17 protein-coding genes are annotated in these 15,180 nt (G+C 63.8%); 9 read left to right on the forward strand and 8 right to left on the reverse strand.

Annotated features, from left to right (window positions below; translation table 11 throughout):
• Positions 1–55: 55 nt before the first annotated feature.
• Positions 56–373, forward strand: a complete 318-nt coding sequence (locus PWP93_RS22395) for an XRE family transcriptional regulator (protein WP_421025346.1) — start codon at positions 56–58, stop codon at positions 371–373.
• On the opposite strand, the gene PWP93_RS22400 is transcribed toward PWP93_RS22395, so the two are convergent.
• Both PWP93_RS22400 and PWP93_RS22405 read right to left on the reverse strand, forming a co-directional pair.
• A complete protein-coding gene (locus PWP93_RS22400) occupies positions 357–1,061 on the reverse strand; it encodes a helix-turn-helix transcriptional regulator (RefSeq protein ID WP_421026994.1) in 705 nt (234 codons plus the stop codon). The two genes, PWP93_RS22395 and PWP93_RS22400, sit on opposite strands and share 17 nt — an antisense overlap.
• A gap of 528 nt (positions 1,062–1,589) precedes the next feature.
• A complete protein-coding gene (locus PWP93_RS22405) occupies positions 1,590–1,904 on the reverse strand; it encodes a DUF3005 domain-containing protein (protein ID WP_421045989.1) in 315 nt (104 codons plus the stop codon).
• 319 nt (positions 1,905–2,223) lie between these two features.
• On the opposite strand from PWP93_RS22405, the gene PWP93_RS22410 reads away from it, so the two are divergent.
• Both PWP93_RS22410 and epsC read left to right on the forward strand, forming a co-directional pair.
• Entirely contained in the window at positions 2,224–2,457 is a 234-nt protein-coding gene (locus tag PWP93_RS22410; RefSeq protein ID WP_028222781.1) for a hypothetical protein, read from the forward strand.
• Positions 2,458–2,549: 92 nt separating this feature from the next.
• Positions 2,550–3,473: a serine O-acetyltransferase EpsC gene (gene epsC / locus PWP93_RS22415; protein ID WP_421045990.1), complete on the forward strand. Its 924-nt coding sequence runs from the start codon at positions 2,550–2,552 to the stop codon at positions 3,471–3,473.
• A 59-nt stretch (positions 3,474–3,532) separates the two neighbouring features.
• On the opposite strand, the gene folE is transcribed toward epsC, so the two are convergent.
• Positions 3,533–4,183, reverse strand: coding sequence for a GTP cyclohydrolase I FolE (gene folE, locus PWP93_RS22420; RefSeq protein ID WP_421045991.1), 651 nt, complete (start codon positions 4,181–4,183; stop codon positions 3,533–3,535).
• Positions 4,184–4,316: 133 nt separating this feature from the next.
• Positions 4,317–5,240 (reverse strand): LysR family transcriptional regulator, encoded by a 924-nt coding sequence (locus tag PWP93_RS22425; RefSeq protein ID WP_421045992.1) that lies wholly within the window; start codon positions 5,238–5,240, stop codon positions 4,317–4,319.
• Between the two features lie 258 nt (positions 5,241–5,498).
• On the opposite strand from PWP93_RS22425, the gene PWP93_RS22430 reads away from it, so the two are divergent.
• From PWP93_RS22430 to pcaC, 5 genes are all read left to right on the forward strand, one after another.
• Complete coding sequence (locus PWP93_RS22430; protein WP_421045993.1) at positions 5,499–6,200, forward strand: 3-oxoacid CoA-transferase subunit A; 702 nt, start codon at positions 5,499–5,501, stop codon at positions 6,198–6,200.
• A gap of 15 nt (positions 6,201–6,215) precedes the next feature.
• Positions 6,216–6,875, forward strand: coding sequence for a 3-oxoacid CoA-transferase subunit B (locus PWP93_RS22435; RefSeq protein WP_421045994.1), 660 nt, complete (start codon positions 6,216–6,218; stop codon positions 6,873–6,875).
• Positions 6,876–6,992: 117 nt separating this feature from the next.
• Positions 6,993–8,372: a 3-carboxy-cis,cis-muconate cycloisomerase gene (locus PWP93_RS22440; RefSeq protein ID WP_421045995.1), complete on the forward strand. Its 1,380-nt coding sequence runs from the start codon at positions 6,993–6,995 to the stop codon at positions 8,370–8,372.
• Between the two features lie 4 nt (positions 8,373–8,376).
• Entirely contained in the window at positions 8,377–9,168 is a 792-nt protein-coding gene (pcaD, locus tag PWP93_RS22445; protein ID WP_421045996.1) for a 3-oxoadipate enol-lactonase, read from the forward strand.
• Positions 9,165–9,581 (forward strand): 4-carboxymuconolactone decarboxylase, encoded by a 417-nt coding sequence (gene pcaC, locus PWP93_RS22450; protein WP_421045997.1) that lies wholly within the window; start codon positions 9,165–9,167, stop codon positions 9,579–9,581. The genes pcaD and pcaC overlap by 4 nt, the downstream gene beginning before the upstream one ends.
• A gap of 44 nt (positions 9,582–9,625) precedes the next feature.
• Here the strand turns inward: pcaC and PWP93_RS22455 are convergent, their stop codons facing one another.
• Both PWP93_RS22455 and PWP93_RS22460 read right to left on the reverse strand, forming a co-directional pair.
• On the reverse strand, positions 9,626–9,874 hold the full coding sequence (locus tag PWP93_RS22455) for a hypothetical protein (RefSeq protein WP_421025356.1): 249 nt from the start codon (positions 9,872–9,874) through the stop codon (positions 9,626–9,628).
• Between the two features lie 191 nt (positions 9,875–10,065).
• Positions 10,066–11,394, reverse strand: coding sequence for an aspartate aminotransferase family protein (locus PWP93_RS22460; protein ID WP_421045998.1), 1,329 nt, complete (start codon positions 11,392–11,394; stop codon positions 10,066–10,068).
• A gap of 196 nt (positions 11,395–11,590) precedes the next feature.
• On the opposite strand from PWP93_RS22460, the gene PWP93_RS22465 reads away from it, so the two are divergent.
• On the forward strand, positions 11,591–13,003 hold the full coding sequence (locus tag PWP93_RS22465; RefSeq protein ID WP_421045999.1) for a PLP-dependent aminotransferase family protein: 1,413 nt from the start codon (positions 11,591–11,593) through the stop codon (positions 13,001–13,003).
• A 327-nt stretch (positions 13,004–13,330) separates the two neighbouring features.
• On the opposite strand, the gene PWP93_RS22470 is transcribed toward PWP93_RS22465, so the two are convergent.
• Positions 13,331–13,948 carry a LysE family translocator gene (locus PWP93_RS22470; protein ID WP_421046000.1) on the reverse strand — a complete coding sequence of 206 codons (618 nt, stop codon included), beginning with the start codon at positions 13,946–13,948 and terminating at the stop codon, positions 13,331–13,333.
• Positions 13,949–14,189: 241 nt separating this feature from the next.
• The gene (locus PWP93_RS22475) at positions 14,190–15,068 is read right to left on the reverse strand and encodes a hypothetical protein (RefSeq protein ID WP_421046162.1); all 879 of its coding nucleotides are present in this window, start codon (positions 15,066–15,068) and stop codon (positions 14,190–14,192) included.
• Positions 15,069–15,180: the final 112 nt, after the last annotated feature.

Genomic DNA, 15,180 nt, shown 5'->3' on the forward strand with positions numbered 1-15,180 from the left:
AATGGCTGGGCGGCAGTCACTCATCAGGCATATCTCTGACACAGCGAGAGTCAAAATGGAACTTCTGGACAATCATCAATGGCAGGCGGGCGCGAACTCCTCTCACACTGGAGGGGACCTGTCGTCGGTAATCGACCGTGTCCTGATCATCGCGTATCGGAAGAAGAAGAAAGAGAGCCAGCGCCGCTTCTGGGCGCGGTTCGGCGTGACGCAGTCACGCGGCAGCCGGTTTGAGTCGGGCGCGGAGATTCCGCCGCCGGTATCGATCCTGCTGGGTCTGTACTTCAACAAAACGATTTCGGATGGCGATCTGGGCCGTGCGGAACGTGTGCTTCGACGCACCGATACGCCCATGCTCAGCCCGGGTCAATAAGGCCCATCTGGGTTGCAATCACGGCTGCCGCCCGCCGTGAATTTACGCCGAACTTCCCGCGAATGTTCTTCATGTGGAAGTTCACCACGGCTTCGGAGCAATTCAGGATGTGAGAAATCTCCCAAGTGGACTTGCCCAGCGCAGTCCACTTGAGGCATTCCTTTTCGCGCGGCGTAAGCTTGGGAATCAGCGACTGGGCGTGATCGTTCAGGTGCCGCTGGCTCGTGTCGAGCACGAGATCCCGAAGCAACACGAGATTCGGCAGCGCACGGTCCACGTCCTGCCAGAACGAGTCAGAAGGATTGGCGTCGTTGACGAAGCACAGCATGCCCGACTCCTGACGCGGGCCATGGATCGGCAATGTAATGCCGGCACGTAGCCCGTGCGAGCGCGCCTCTTCATACATCGATTGCTGCTGTTCGGTGGCGAAGAGTTCAGGTGACCAGATAAGCGGCGCCGAGCGCGTCGTGCAATGCGCGACCACCGGGTCGAAATATGCCATGCCGTGGTCGTTATAGGCTTGCCGCCAGACGGCGGAGTAATTGGTCCGGATGAACGCGTCCTCGAGCCGCATGCCCGGACGCGGCAGGATGGCCAGCATGACCTGGCCGAAACCCCATGAGGCGGCGAGCCGAGACACCGCCTCGAACCACGCCGCATCTTCGGGCGCGTCGAGCACGGATGACATCTGCTCAATGTAATGTAGAGGCACGTCAACACTCTCCATCGGCGGTGGGCCAGACCGCAAGCGGCGCCTGGGCAGGCTGTCGCCTTGCTTCTTCTGATGTAACAATTTATCACTAAATTCCGCAGGGCTCGTCTTTTTCTCCCCGCAGCAAAGGTCTTCCGCCTTGAGTTTCCGCTCGCGCATCGCGCGCGTCCGCGTGCTTATTCTGCAAATACAGAACAAAAACTGCTGTTTTTTCGCCATAAAATTCCGGCGGTAGGCGCGCAGAATAGGTTTTTGCGGTTTATTGTTTATCCGATAGATGACTTGATCTAAATGAGCAATAACGCTGGGCAATATGCGTCGCGTGAACTTGAAAGATTGTTAATGCGCATGAGCGAATTTTTGTGCCTGCAATATTGAACCGGTGTTGTAGCGACGCACTGCACCTGGGATATGCAGATCGAATGACCTGACAAGTTCACGGGCACGTTGCGGCTCGCCTGGCGAGACGCGTCCGCCAGGCGTTTCAGTGCATGTTTGCGCAGCTCAGGGTTTGCGATGCAGTTCGACCACGCGCGTCGGGCGCATATGGTTGATGGCGAAGTGAATGCGTCCCGGGCTGCGGCGCTGGCCCAGCTCGCGCGGGTCGTCGAACTGTCCGTCGAGGTCGTACGCCGGCGGCTCGGCCATGCCCATGTCGACGGCCTCGAAGCCTGTTTGGAGCGCAAACGGCATGCGATGCGCGAGGCTGCGGCTATCGAAGCCCGCGAAACCGTCGGGCGCTTCCGGCACGCTGTTGTCGAGCGACGCGTTGCTGGTAGTGGCTTCGTCGGGGTGATTGCTGCGGTCGGAGCCGTTCATGGTTGTCCTCCGTAGGAAAGCCAATGAAGAACCGGATGCACCAAACAGATGCATCAAACTGCATCACGAAGTGTTCCAAAAATACCGGAAGCGAACCGGGAATCCGGCGGAAATGCAAGTCTGTGCGCCAGGAGAACGCCTCCAGCGATCCAGGATTTTTTTCGTTGGATCGGCGTATTTACTGGGAGTATGATCCTCTTTCAACGAGTTGGCGCGCATAAGAATTAACGGCTTAAGCGATAGCCGGGCTGTGGCTTTGCCGCACGATCCTGTACGCGCTCACAAAAACGGACAAAGCAGTCAGGGGCGGATGAGACACATGCACTTCGACGCTGCATTCACGCATCGCGGTTATTTGCTCAATTGCGCGCCGGCGCGTGCCGGCGACGGCACATATCAGCCCTATGTGGTGATCTCGCGCTCGAGCGACGGCGAACTCGTTGCCAATCGTTTCTTTCCAGCCGACTTGCGCTTCTCCGACGAAGCCGCCGCCATTGCCCATGCGCGCGACTGGGCGGTGCGTTGGATCGACGCTAGCAGCGTCACTCTCTGAGGCGGCGCTCGGGACGCCCGGCGGACTATCGCGAAAAGCGGTAATCTCTGGGGTCGATACACTTACTGGCGGCGCCGTCCCGCAGCTTCATCATGTCCAATGCCGCTTACCCCGACTGGGGCCTCGAACAGATCGTCACCGATCTGCGCGCTTCGCGCGAAGAGCTTCACCGCACCCGCCACCCGCTCGGCATTCGCGAACTGCCGTCGCGTGACGGCGTGATCAACATTGTCGCCGGCCTGCGTGCCGCGCTGTTCCCCACGCACTATGGTGCGCCCGATTTGACGGACGAAAGCGTCGACTATTACGTCGGTCATACGCTCGAAAGCACGCTGCGCCTGCTTGCCGAGCAGATTCGCCGCGCGCTGCGCTTTTTGCCCGAAAACGCCGGAGCCGGCGACGAGGTGCTGCGCAAGCGCGCCTTCGACATTGCCCGCGAATTCGGTCACCAGCTCCCCGGCATTCGCGCGCTGCTCGTGAGCGACATTCAGGCCGCGTTCACGGGCGACCCGGCTGCGCAGCACATCACCGAAATCCTGCTCTGCTATCCCGGTGTCTGGGCCATGACGCATCATCGGCTTGCGCATGCATTGCACCGGCTCGGTGTGCCGCTGCTCGCGCGTTTCATCAACGAAATCGCGCACTCGGCAACAGGCATCGACATTCACCCGGGCGCGCAGATCGGTCCGAGCTTCTTCATCGACCACGGCACGGGCGTCGTGATCGGCGAGACGGCGATCATCGGCGAGCGCGTGCGTGTGTACCAGGCGGTGACGCTGGGTGCGAAGAGCTTCGCTGCCGATGTCGATGGCACGCTCGTGAAGGGCAATGCGCGCCATCCGATCGTCGAGGACGACGTGGTGATCTACGCCGGCGCGACCATTCTGGGCCGGGTGACGATCGGGCGGGGCTCGGTGATCGGCGGCAATGTGTGGCTCACGCACAGCGTGCCACCGGGCAGCAGCGTGCGCCAAGGCAAGATCCGCGAAATCGCCAGTGACAGCGGCGCGTCCTGAGTGCCGCTGAAGCGCCACTGAACGTCTGGCGGAGCCGGCCCGGGCGTGTGTCTAGGGCCTCAGGTATTGGGCACGCTCATTACGCCCGGATTGCCGACGATGGCCAGGAATTCCCGGCGCGTGGACGGGTCGCTGCGGAACGTGCCGAGCATGCGCGACGTCACCATCGTCACGCCCGCCTTGTGCACGCCGCGCGTCGACATGCATTGGTGTGCCGCTTCGAGAATCACGCCCACGCCTTTGGGCTGGAGTACCTCATTGAGCGTGTCGGCAATCTGCGCGGTCATCTTTTCCTGAATCTGCAGGCGCTTGGCGAATGCGTCGACGAGCCGCGCAAGCTTCGAAATGCCCACTACGCGATGCTCGGGCAGATACGCCACGTGCGCGCGGCCGATGATCGGCACCATGTGGTGTTCACAGTAGCTCTCGAAGCGAATGTCCTTCAGCACGATCATTTCGTCGTAGCCGTCCACTTCCGAGAAGGTGCGCGACAGGATCTCGCGCGGGTCGTGGTTGTAGCCCGCGAAGAATTCCTCATAGGCGCGCACGACGCGCGCCGGCGTATCGATCAGGCCTTCGCGTGCGGGGTCGTCGCCGGCCCAGCGCAGCAGCACGCGCACGGCTTCTTCCGCCTGCTCGCGCGATGGCCGGCCCGCGCCGGTCTTCGTTTTTTTTCGAGTGTTTTTTTCTGCGTTCTTTGCGTCGCTCATGCATTGGCTCCTGTCATGTGGGCCACGCCGCGGCGACGCGCACCACCGGCGACCATTGTTTCATGATTCGCGCGCATCCGTGCATGATGGCGCATATTGCAATGGCTTGCGCCGTCGTGTACGGGTGCGCGTTTCATTTGGGCCATTCGTCCATCGCGTCATTGAACAGTTCGGCCACCACGCCGCGAAGCCATTCTCCGCGCGGTGCATTGTGATACTTGCGGTGCCAGTGCTGCCTGAGGTCGAAGCGGGGCAAGGGCAGCGGCGGCTCCACCAGCGCGATCGAGGCGTGCTCCGAGACATAGGCGAAGCCGATTGCATGCGGCACGGTGGCGATCAGGTCGGTGCGCGTGAGAATGAACGGCAGGCTCATGAAGTGAGGGGTTTCGAGCACGGCGCGCCGGTGCAGGCGCTTCTTCTCCAGGAAGCGTTCGAGCACTTCCTGGCTGCGGCCCTCGGCGCGCACGACGGCGTGGCCGAGTGCAAGAAACTGCTCGAGGGTCAGGGGCTTGCCGGCGAGCGGATGGCTGCTGCGCATCAGGCAGATGAACCGATGCGTAAAAAGGCGCTGCTGGAAAAAGTTGTTGCCGCCGAGGTCGGGGAAGTAGCCGACGGCCAAATCGATGTCGCCCGACTCGAGGCCGCGCTCCACCTGGTTGTGCGGTAGCGAAACTGAACGCAGATTCGCGTTGGGCGCCCGTTCGGCAAACATTTGCAACAGGCGCGGCAGGAACACGATCTCGCCCACGTCCGAGAGCGCGATCGAAAACGTATGTGTGCTGGTGGCCGGGTCGAAGTCGTGGGCCTCGAGCATGCCTTTCTCGATCCGGATGAGGGCGTCGCGCGCGGCGGGGATGAGGCCGAGCGCGCGCGGCGTGGGCTCCATGCCGTGCGAGGTGCGCACGAACAGCGGGTCGCCGAAATATTCCCGCAGCTTGCCGAGCGCCGTGCTCACGCGCGGCTGGCTAACGCCCAGCCGCTCGGCGGCGCGGCTCACGTTGCGGGTTTCGTCCATCGCCACGAGGTAGGGGATTAGATTTAGGTCGAGCTCTTGCATGGGGCGGGCGCGCGTAGGCAGTCAGATGCACTATATCGAAATCGAATAAACATAAGTGCATGAATTTGATTGCGCGATACTCGTGCGTCCCGACATGCACTCGACTGCCGCATCAGGAACTCCCGCCTTGACAAGTCCACATTTAGGCTCCGATAATGCGCTGAACGTTCGCTAAACGAATCAGTGTTCGTATATAGAACTTTTTCGCGATTCAGTGGCGTGGACTCTCCGCGGTGCGCATCGCTTTCAGGAACAGGCATGATCAACAAGATTTTCGATTCGCTTCAAGCCGCCGTCGCCGACGTGCACGACGGCGCCACGGTGATGATCGGCGGCTTCGGCACGGCCGGCATGCCCGCGGAACTGATCGACGCGCTGATCGCGCAAGGTGCGCGCGAGCTCACGATCGTGAACAACAACGCGGGCAATGGCGATACCGGCCTTGCCGCGCTGCTCAAGGCCAAACGGGTGCGCAAGATCATTTGCTCGTTCCCGCGCCAGACCGACTCGTATGTGTTCGACGCGCTTTATCGCGCCGGCGAAATCGAACTTGAACTCGTGCCGCAGGGCAATCTGGCCGAGCGCATCCGCGCGGCGGGCGCCGGCATCGGCGGTTTCTTCACGCCCACGGGCTATGGCACGAAACTGGCCGACGGCAAGGAAACGCGCCTCATCGACGGCCGTCATTACGTGCTGGAGTCGCCGCTGCATGCCGACTTCGCGCTCATCAAGGCTTATAAGGGCGATCGCTGGGGCAACCTGGTCTATCGCAAGACCGCGCGCAATTTCGGCCCGATCATGGCGAGTGCGGCCAAGGTCGCTATTGCGCAGGTTTCGGAGGTCGTCGAACTCGGCGCGCTCGATCCGGAAAACATCGTGACGCCCGGCATTTTCGTGCAGCGCGTCGTGGCAGTGCCGCAGGCGGCGCATCAATCGCTGCAAGCCGGCCAGGCCGCCTGAGTGAGGAGTCAAGAAATGAAACGGTTGAATCGCGACGAAATGGCTCAACGCGTGGCTCAGGACATTCCTGAGGGCGCTTATGTGAATCTCGGCATTGGCGTGCCGACGCTGGTGGCCAACCACCTCGACCCGAGCAAGGAAATTTTCCTGCACAGCGAAAACGGTCTGCTCGGCATGGGCCCCGCGCCTGCGCCCGGCCAGGAAGACGACGAACTCATCAACGCCGGCAAGCAGCACGTCACGCTGCTTACGGGCGGCGCATTTTTCCATCACGCGGATTCGTTCGCGATGATGCGCGGCGGCCATCTCGACTACTGCGTGCTCGGTGCGTTCCAGGTGTCGGTGAAGGGCGATCTCGCGAACTGGCACACCGGCGCGCCCGATGCCATTCCGGCCGTGGGCGGCGCGATGGACCTCGCGCTCGGCGCGAAGCAAGTGTTCGTCATGATGGAGTTGCTCACGAAGCAGGGTGAAAGCAAGCTCGTGAGCGAATGCTCGTACCCGGTGACGGGCGTGGGCTGCGTGGGCCGCATCTATACGGATCTCGCCGCGTTCGATGTGACGCCCGAAGGCCTCGCGGTGCGCGAGATCTATTCGGATATCGACTTCGATGCACTGCAAAAGCTCGCCGGGGTGCCGTTGATCGACGCGACGCAGAATCGCCGCGCGGCTTAAACTGCTGCAATGCAGTTTATTGCATGAAGCCCCGCGTGGCGCGATGTCCGGCTGCATAGTGGCCAGGCGTCGCGCCATCTGTGTTTGCGCGCATTCCTAATCGATTCATACCGATCCATGATTGAACGCTTGACGAGCCTGATCTGCGGCACCGAGCCGATGAACGCCGTGTGGTCTCCCGCAGCCACGCTGCAGCGCATGCTCGACGTGGAGGCGGCGCTGGCGCGGGCGTCGGCCACGCACGGCGTGATTCCGCGCACTGCCATTGCGGCAATTGTCGCGGCGTGCGAGGCGAAGCAGCTCGATGCCGATGCGCTGGCGCGCGACGCCGCCTTGGGCGGCAATCTGGCGATTCCGCTCGTCAAGCAACTGACTGCGCGCGTGAAGGCCGCCGACCCGGAAGCTGCGAAATACGTGCATTGGGGCGCGACGAGCCAGGACATCATCGATACGGCGACCGTGCTGCAATTGCGCGATGCACTCGAGCTGATCGAAACCGGCATCGACGCGACCTGCGCGAAGCTCGCCGATCTGGCGCGCGTGCATCGCGCGACGCCCGCAGTGGGACGCACCTGGCTTCAGCAAGCGCTGCCGATCACGCTCGGCCTGAAGTTCGCGCAATGGCTCGATGCGATGCTGCGTCACCGCGAACGTCTGGCGGCGTTGCGCGAACGCGCGCTCGTGCTGCAATTCGGCGGCGCGGCGGGCACGCTCGCGAGCCTGCGCGAAGCGGCGCCTCAGGTGAGCGCGGAGCTCGCGAGGGAGCTCGGGCTTGCCGCGCCCGCGCTGCCCTGGCATACGCAACGCGACCGCATTGCCGAGGCCGCTTCTTTCTTCGGCATGCTGATCGGCACGCTCGGAAAAATCGCGCGCGACATCTCGCTGCAGATGCAAACCGAGGTCGGCGAACTGGGCGAGCCCGCGACGGCGGGCAAGGGCGTTTCCTCGACCATGCCGCACAAGCGCAATCCGGTGGGTTGTGCAGCAGTCCTGACGGCTGCCGCGCGCGCGCCGGGTCTTATCGCCACGGTTTTTTCGGGCATGGTTCAGGAGCACGAACGCGCGCTCGGCGGCTGGCAGGCCGAGTGGGATGCGCTGCCGGATCTTGCGCGTCTCGCGGGCGGTGCGCTCGCGCAGATCGAGCAGATCGCCGGCGGCCTGGAAGTGCGGCCCGAGCGTCTCGCCGCCAACCTGAGCGTCACGCACGGCCTGATTCTAGGCGAGGCGGTGATGCTCGCGCTCGGCGATCACATCGGCCGGCTCGATGCGCATCATCTCGTTGAGCACGCATCGAAAGCGGCGGTGCAAACCGGGCGTACGCTTTACGACGTACTCGCGGCCGACCCCGCCGTTACCCAACATCTGGACCAAGCGCGCCTGAGAGCGCTGCTCGATCCCGCCAATTATGTGGGGCAGGCGCATGCCTTTGTCGATGCGGTGCTCGCGTCGTATGTGCAGCGCGCTTCCCATTCACCATCGCAGATTCATCAGGAGTAACCGCATGCCTCATGCAGCCGTCAACGACACCCAGTTGTTTTACCGCATCGACGGTGCGTGGAACGCCACTGCGCCGTGGCTCGTTCTGTCGAATTCGCTTGGCAGCGACGTGTCGATGTGGACGCCCCAGCTTGCTGCATTTTCGAAGCATTTCCGCGTGCTGCGCTACGACACGCGTGGCCACGGCCATTCGGCGGCGCCGGCGGGCCCGTACACCATCGAGCAACTGACCGGCGACGTGATCGGCCTGCTCGATCACCTCGGTATCGAACGCGCGCATTTCGCTGGCGTTTCGATGGGCGGCCTCACGGGCGTGGGTCTCGGCGCGCGCTTTGGCAATCGCATTGACCGCCTCGCGCTGTGCAACACCGCGGCGAAGATCGGCACGCCCGAAGTGTGGCTGCCGCGCGCGGCGAAGGCACGCAACGAAGGCATGCGCGCGCTCGCCGATGCTGTGTTGCCGCGCTGGTACACGGCCGAATTCATGGCGCGCAATCCGCTCGTGATCGACCAGGCTCGCGACGTGTTCGTGCATACCGACGCGGATGGCTATGCTTCGAACTGCGAAGCGATCAATGCCGCCGATCTGCGTGGCGAGGCGGCGTCGATCAAGGCGCCGACGCTCGTGATCTCGGGCACCCACGACGTGGCCGCCACGCCCGCGCAAGGCCGCGAACTCGCGGAATCGGTGCCGGGCGCGTGTTACGTCGAACTGAACGCGTCGCACATTTCGAACGTCGAACTGGCGGACGAGTTCAACCAGACCGTGCTGGGCTTCCTGCTGGAGTCGAAATGAACGAAGACGAGCGCTACGAAGCGGGGATAAAGGTGCGTCGCGCGGTTCTGGGCGACGCGCACGTCGACCGTTCCATCGCCAACCGCAATGAGGTGACCGAGGAGTTCCAGAAGCTCATCACGCGCTATGCGTGGGGCGAGATCTGGACGCGCGAGGGCTTGCCGCGCCACACGCGCAGCCTGCTTACGATCGCCATGATGGTGGCGCTCAATCGCAGCGAGGAGTTGGCGCTTCATCTGCGCGCCGCGAAGAACAATGGCGTGACGCGCGATGAGATCAAGGAGGTCTTGCTGCAGACGGCCATATACTGTGGCGTGCCTGCCGCCAATTCGGCGTTCCATCTCGCCGATCGCATCTTCCGCGAGGAAGACGGCGCGCCCTCCGGAGGAGCGCCCTCCGGCGGCGCGGGCTGATTCCGCATCACGTGGCGCGCAGCATGCGCGCCACACTCATCTCCTCACTCTTCGGCATTGAGTTCGGCCACATAGCGCCGCAGGATTGCGAGCACGGCAGCGTCTTCGGCACGGCTCGCTTCATCGCTGGCCGATCCCGCATCGTCCTCTTCGCCCAGCAGTGCGGCCGGCGCGGAGAACGTGTCGATTTCGCGGCCATCGCGGAACACACGGATTTCATGCGTCGATGCGAGATATTCCGCCACCCAGTGGACGCCTTCGATATGCGCGCCCATACGGATCGGTGTCTTCATTGCCCTTCCTCCGGCCGCCGCCCGCGAGCGGCATCGCAGTGTCGATATACAAACGATACGCCGATGCCGCACGCCGTGCGCGTGCGCGTAAAAAAAGCAAACTGAAAGGTCAGGCGAAAAAACGGCCCGCGAGCGTCATGCCGCGGGCCGTCTGGCTGCACGCATGGTTTGCGCGCGCGAGTTGCCTTTCGTTACTGGACCTTCGCCAGTACTTCGCGCACCGTGCCGAAGAGACGCTCGATCTCTTCTTCGGTGACGATGAGCGGCGGCGAGAACGCGAGAATGTCGCCCGTGTAGCGGATCAGCACGCCCGCCTCGAAGCACTTCACGAACACTTCATAGGCGCGCGCGCCCGGTGCGCCGTCGCGCGAATAGAGTTCGATGCCCGCGACGAGGCCGAGATTGCGGATGTCCTTCACATGCTTCGCATCGCGCAGCGCGTGGGCTGCCGCTTCGAACTTCGGCGCGAGGCTGTGCGCGCGCTCGAAGAGCCCCTCGCGGCGATACAGGTCCTGCGTTGCGATCAGGGATGCGGCGGCGAGCGGGTGCGCCGAATAGGTGTAGCCGTGGAACAGTTCGATTGCGCCAGGCGCGCCGCTGTTCACCACCGTGTCGTGGATCGTGCGGCTCACGGCGACGCCGCCCATCGGCACGGCTGCGTTGTTGATCGCCTTGGCCATCGTGATGATGTCGGGCGTCACGCCGAAATATTCGCTCGCCGTGGCCTTGCCGAGGCGGCCGAAGCCCGTGATGACCTCGTCGAAAATCAGCAGGATGCCGTGCTTGGTGCAGATGTCGCGCAGGCGTTGCAAATAACCTTGCGGAGGAATCAGCACGCCGGTTGAACCCGCCACCGGCTCCACGATGACGGCCGCGATGGTCGAGGCGTCGTGCAGCGCCACGATGCGTTCGAGGTCGTCGGCGAGATGGGCACCCCATGCCGGCTGGCCCTTCGAGAACGCGTTGTGTTCGAGGTCGTGGGTGTGCGGCAGATGATCGACAGCGGGGAGCAACTGGCCCGACCAGGTCTTGCGGTTGCCGCCGATGCCGCCCACCGAAATGCCGCCGAAGCCCACGCCGTGATAGCCGCGTTCCCGGCCGATGAGCTTGGTGCGCTGGCCTTCGCCGCGCGAGCGATGGTAGGCGAGTGCGATCTTGAGCGCCGTGTCGACGGACTCCGAGCCCGAGTTCGTGAAGAAGATGCGGTCGAGCCCGGCAGGCATGATGTCGGCGATCCGGCGCGCGGCTTCGAAGGCAAGCGGGTGGCCCATCTGGAAGGTGGGCGCGTAGTCGAGCGTGCTGGCTTGCTGCGTAATGGCAGCGACGATTTCGTCGCGCGCATGGCCGGCGTTCACGCACCACAGGCCCGCGCTGCCGTCGAGCACCTCGCGGCCGTCGCTCGTGCGGTAGTACATGCCCTTGGCTGATTCGAGCAGGCGCGGCGCGGCCTTGTACTGGCGGTTGGCGGTGAACGGCATCCAGAACGACGACAGGTCGTCGATGACGGGGCGCGAAGTCATTGTTTCCTCCAGTGTCGACCGGCGTTGGCGCGTGTGCGCATGCTCCGGTTCCATGCAACAGGGTTGCGGTTGTGATTTCACCAACTCTAGCCTCCGGATTTGGACGACGGCATATACAGTCTCTATACTGCGCTGATAACCGTGCTGGACAATTTGCCGCAACTGTATTGGTCGGCGTGCGCCACCCCCTTTCCCGATGATCGAACTTGAACTGCAACGCGGCCGCGCCGCTCCCACGCTCGTCGAGCAGGTCGTGCACGGTTTTGCTCACGCCATCGAAGCGAATGCACTGCGCTCGGGCGCGCTGCTGCCTTCGGTGCGGCAACTGGCGCAGTCACATGCGCTTTCCACCTATACGGTGACCGAGGCGTACAACCGGCTCGTCTCGATGGGGCTCGTGGTGGCGCGGCGCGGCTCGGGCTACCGCGTGGCGCCGCGCGAGACCGCACCGCGCCCGAGCGCGGCGGTCTGGCAGCCGCCCACGCTCACGGCCAACTGGCTGCTCTCGGATGTGTTCGCCGATCATTCCGTGCCGATCAAGGCGGGCTGCGGCTGGATGCCGAGCGAGTGGATCAACGAGACGGGGCTGCATCACGCGCTACGCGCGACGAGCCGCGTGCCGGCGGTGCGGCTGGGCGACTATGGGCACCCATACGGCTTCGCGCCGCTGCGCGAGCGCATTGCCGCGCAACTGGATCGCCAGGGGCTGCCGGTGGAGGTCGGCAACGTGCTGCTCACGCAGGGCGCGACCCAGGGGCTCGATCTGATCGTGCGCACTTTGCTGCGTGCGGGCGACGCGGTACTGGTGGAGGATCCGGGCTACTGCAATTTATTGCAGATTCTCAAGCTCGCAGGGCTCACGGTGCATGGCGTGCCGCGCACGCCGGCCGGGATCGATCTCGAGGTGCTGGAGCAGCAGGTGGCGGCGCATCGACCCAAGGCGATTTTCGTAAACACGACGCTGCAAAATCCTACCGGCGCGACCTACTCAATGGCGAATGCATTCCGCTTGCTGCAGATCGCCGAGCGCGAGCGCATCTGGGTAGTGGAAGACGACGTGAGCCGCGAACTCGCGCCGCCCGGCGCACCGCTGCTGGCGGCAATGGAAGGGTTGCGGCGCGTGGTCTACGTGGGAGGCTTTTCCAAAACGGTGACGCCTTCACTGCGCTGCGGCTACGTGGTTGCCGAGCGCGACGTGCTGCGCGAGCTGGCGCGCGCGAAGATGGCGGTGGGGCTCACGTCGTCGGAGACGATCGAGCGCATCGTCGACAAGGTGCTGGTCGAAGGGCGTTACGCGCATCACGTCGAGATCGTGAACGAGCGCCTGAAGGTCGCGCATGCGACGCTGGAGGATCGACTCGACGCGCTGGGGCTGGAATCGTTCTGCCGGCCGCGCGCGGGGCTGTTCATATGGGTGCGCCTGCCGGTGGAGGCCGCGCGCGCCGGCGCGATTGCCACGGCGGCGCTGGCCGACGGCATCTGGCTCGCGCCCGGCTCCTATTTCCGCGCCGATGACGCGGCCAGCGCCTGGTTCCGCTTCAACGCGCCGTATTCGCTCGACGACGCGCTGTGGCGCTTCATCGAGCGGGTGGACCATCACGCGTCGTAAAGCGCCATGCGCCCCACGCAGCACCCAACCCTGGATCGTCCCGAATAGCGCCGGTGGCCGGTCGCGCAGCGTGCGCGCGAGTATCTGCAAGGCCGTGCGCCAACCGCGGCGGTTGCCGTCGATCGCTCGACCACCTGGCACGGCGTGCGCATCAAGCTCGCCGACCCGAGTTCGCGCGAGCAGTTGGGCATCGTACTCACGTCGCGCGCCTGAGCGGTGGCGGCAAAATCGTCGAAGCGATACGGCCCGGGCACGCGCAACCAGACGAACATGCACGCGGGGGCGCTGTTGAGCAGTTCCTGCAGCCGCGTTCAGCGCCAGACCGCCTCAGCGCTGCAGCAGGTGCGCGAACAGCGGATACATCGAAGCGACGAGCGCCAGCGCCATGGCGATATTGAACAGGCGCAGGCGGCGCGGGTCGCCGAGAAAGCGGCGCATGCCGGTGCCGAAGGCGGCCCACACGCAAATGCAGGGCAGGCCGATTACATAAAACAGCGCGGCCATCACGACGGTGTTGACGCCGAAGTCCGCCGAGAGGCGGATCGTGGTGGCGGCAGTGAGCACCATCATCCACGCCTTCGGGTTGATCCACTGGAACGCGATGGCTTCGTGAAAGCGCATGGGGCCGCGCTCGCCGCCCCTTTCCTTGAGCATGCCCGAGGTGCCGATCTTCCATGCGAGCCACAGCAGATAGGCGACGCTAGTGGCTTCGAGCGCCGTGTAAAGCCAGGGCACGTGACGGAAGATTTCGCCGAGGCCGAATCCCACTGACAGCATCAGTACGACGACGCCCGCGCTGATGCCTAGAATGTGCGGCACCGTGCGCTTGAAGCCGAAGTTGACGCCGGAGGCGAGCAGCATGGTGTTGTTGGGGCCGGGCGTGATGGTCGTGACCACCACGAAGAGCATGCCGGCGGGCAAGGCGCTGAGCATTTCGGGCAGCATGGTGCGATGGCTCCAGGGGCAGGGCGGCGACCGCTGATCGTTGTCAGCGATCGCCGCAATTGACTGGCAGCCAGTTTAGCGGGGGCAATCGGTACAGTACCGGTACAGATGCGCGCACGAAAACCGGTACGGAACGCCCTGATAACCCGCCGACACGCTCCTGACGGCGGCGCGATCGTGTCCGGCCGCGTGAACGGCGATGTCCCCATGGCGCCGCCGCGCCGGCGGACGACCTGGCAGACTACTGGGCCGTTTGCTGACGCAGATATTCGTCGTGCTTCATTTGCATATAGTCGGCGCGGCTGACTTCGTGCAATTGCCGCGGATACTGCTCCGTCGCATCGAACCAGTCAGCGAGCCGTTTGTCGAGCCGGGCGTTGGACGGGCTGGAGAGCGCGCCAAGATAAGCCTCGATGGCGAGGTAATAGCGCATGGTATTGCGCTCCACCAGGCCGCGCATCCCCCCGATGTATCGCGGCTCGTTCGTCGATGGATCGCTGGTGGAGGAGAATCCAACCTTGTCGCTCGCGATCGTCCCCAGATAGGCTTTCATCGCGATCCGTCCCGCCGTGCCATAACCGTAGGCGTAGGTCAGATGGATAAAGGTACGGCTATTGTCCACGGGTATCGCCTCGAGCACGATCCGGTAATCTTTCGTGCCAAATGGCCCCGTGGCGGCGGTGAGTTCCACGCGAAAATAATCTGTCATGCTGACTACCGGGCGATAGTCGAATTGCACCCGGTAGGACGAGGAAAGCGATTCCGCGGTTTTCTTGCCGATATTCACGGCCAGAACCGTACCGTTGGCGCCGGTCGACGCGTGGCAGTACTTGGTGTTCAGGTGCAGGATCAATACGTCGCACCAGTTGGCGGGGCCTTGAGCCGGGTCGTTGAGCGTGCCGTCGACCGTCGTGAAAGGATAATTGACCACGCCGTAAATCTCGCCGTTGAGTGCTGACGGCAACTCCTTGGATTCGAGGTACAAGGGCCGCTGAAACGGGTTGTGTGCGAGTTGTTGCGTCAGGCTCCGATATTTGCTGCGCAGGCTGGCGGCGCGGCCATCTGCCTCGGCGAAGGCGCTCTGACACAGAAAGCAGATCACCACCGTCATCACGATCATCCACCACGGTCGGATTCGCCGGTTGTCCGCTGAAAGTTGGGCGCGCTTGTTCATGGCCCCCATCCTACCTCGACCGGGCTTCCGGCGCGCCGAACGCAGGGCCGGCCGGGTC

Origin of the sequence: Paraburkholderia sp. A1RI-2L (assembly GCF_048957375.1) — a bacterium.
In the GTDB taxonomy this organism is placed as follows: domain Bacteria; phylum Pseudomonadota; class Gammaproteobacteria; order Burkholderiales; family Burkholderiaceae; genus Paraburkholderia.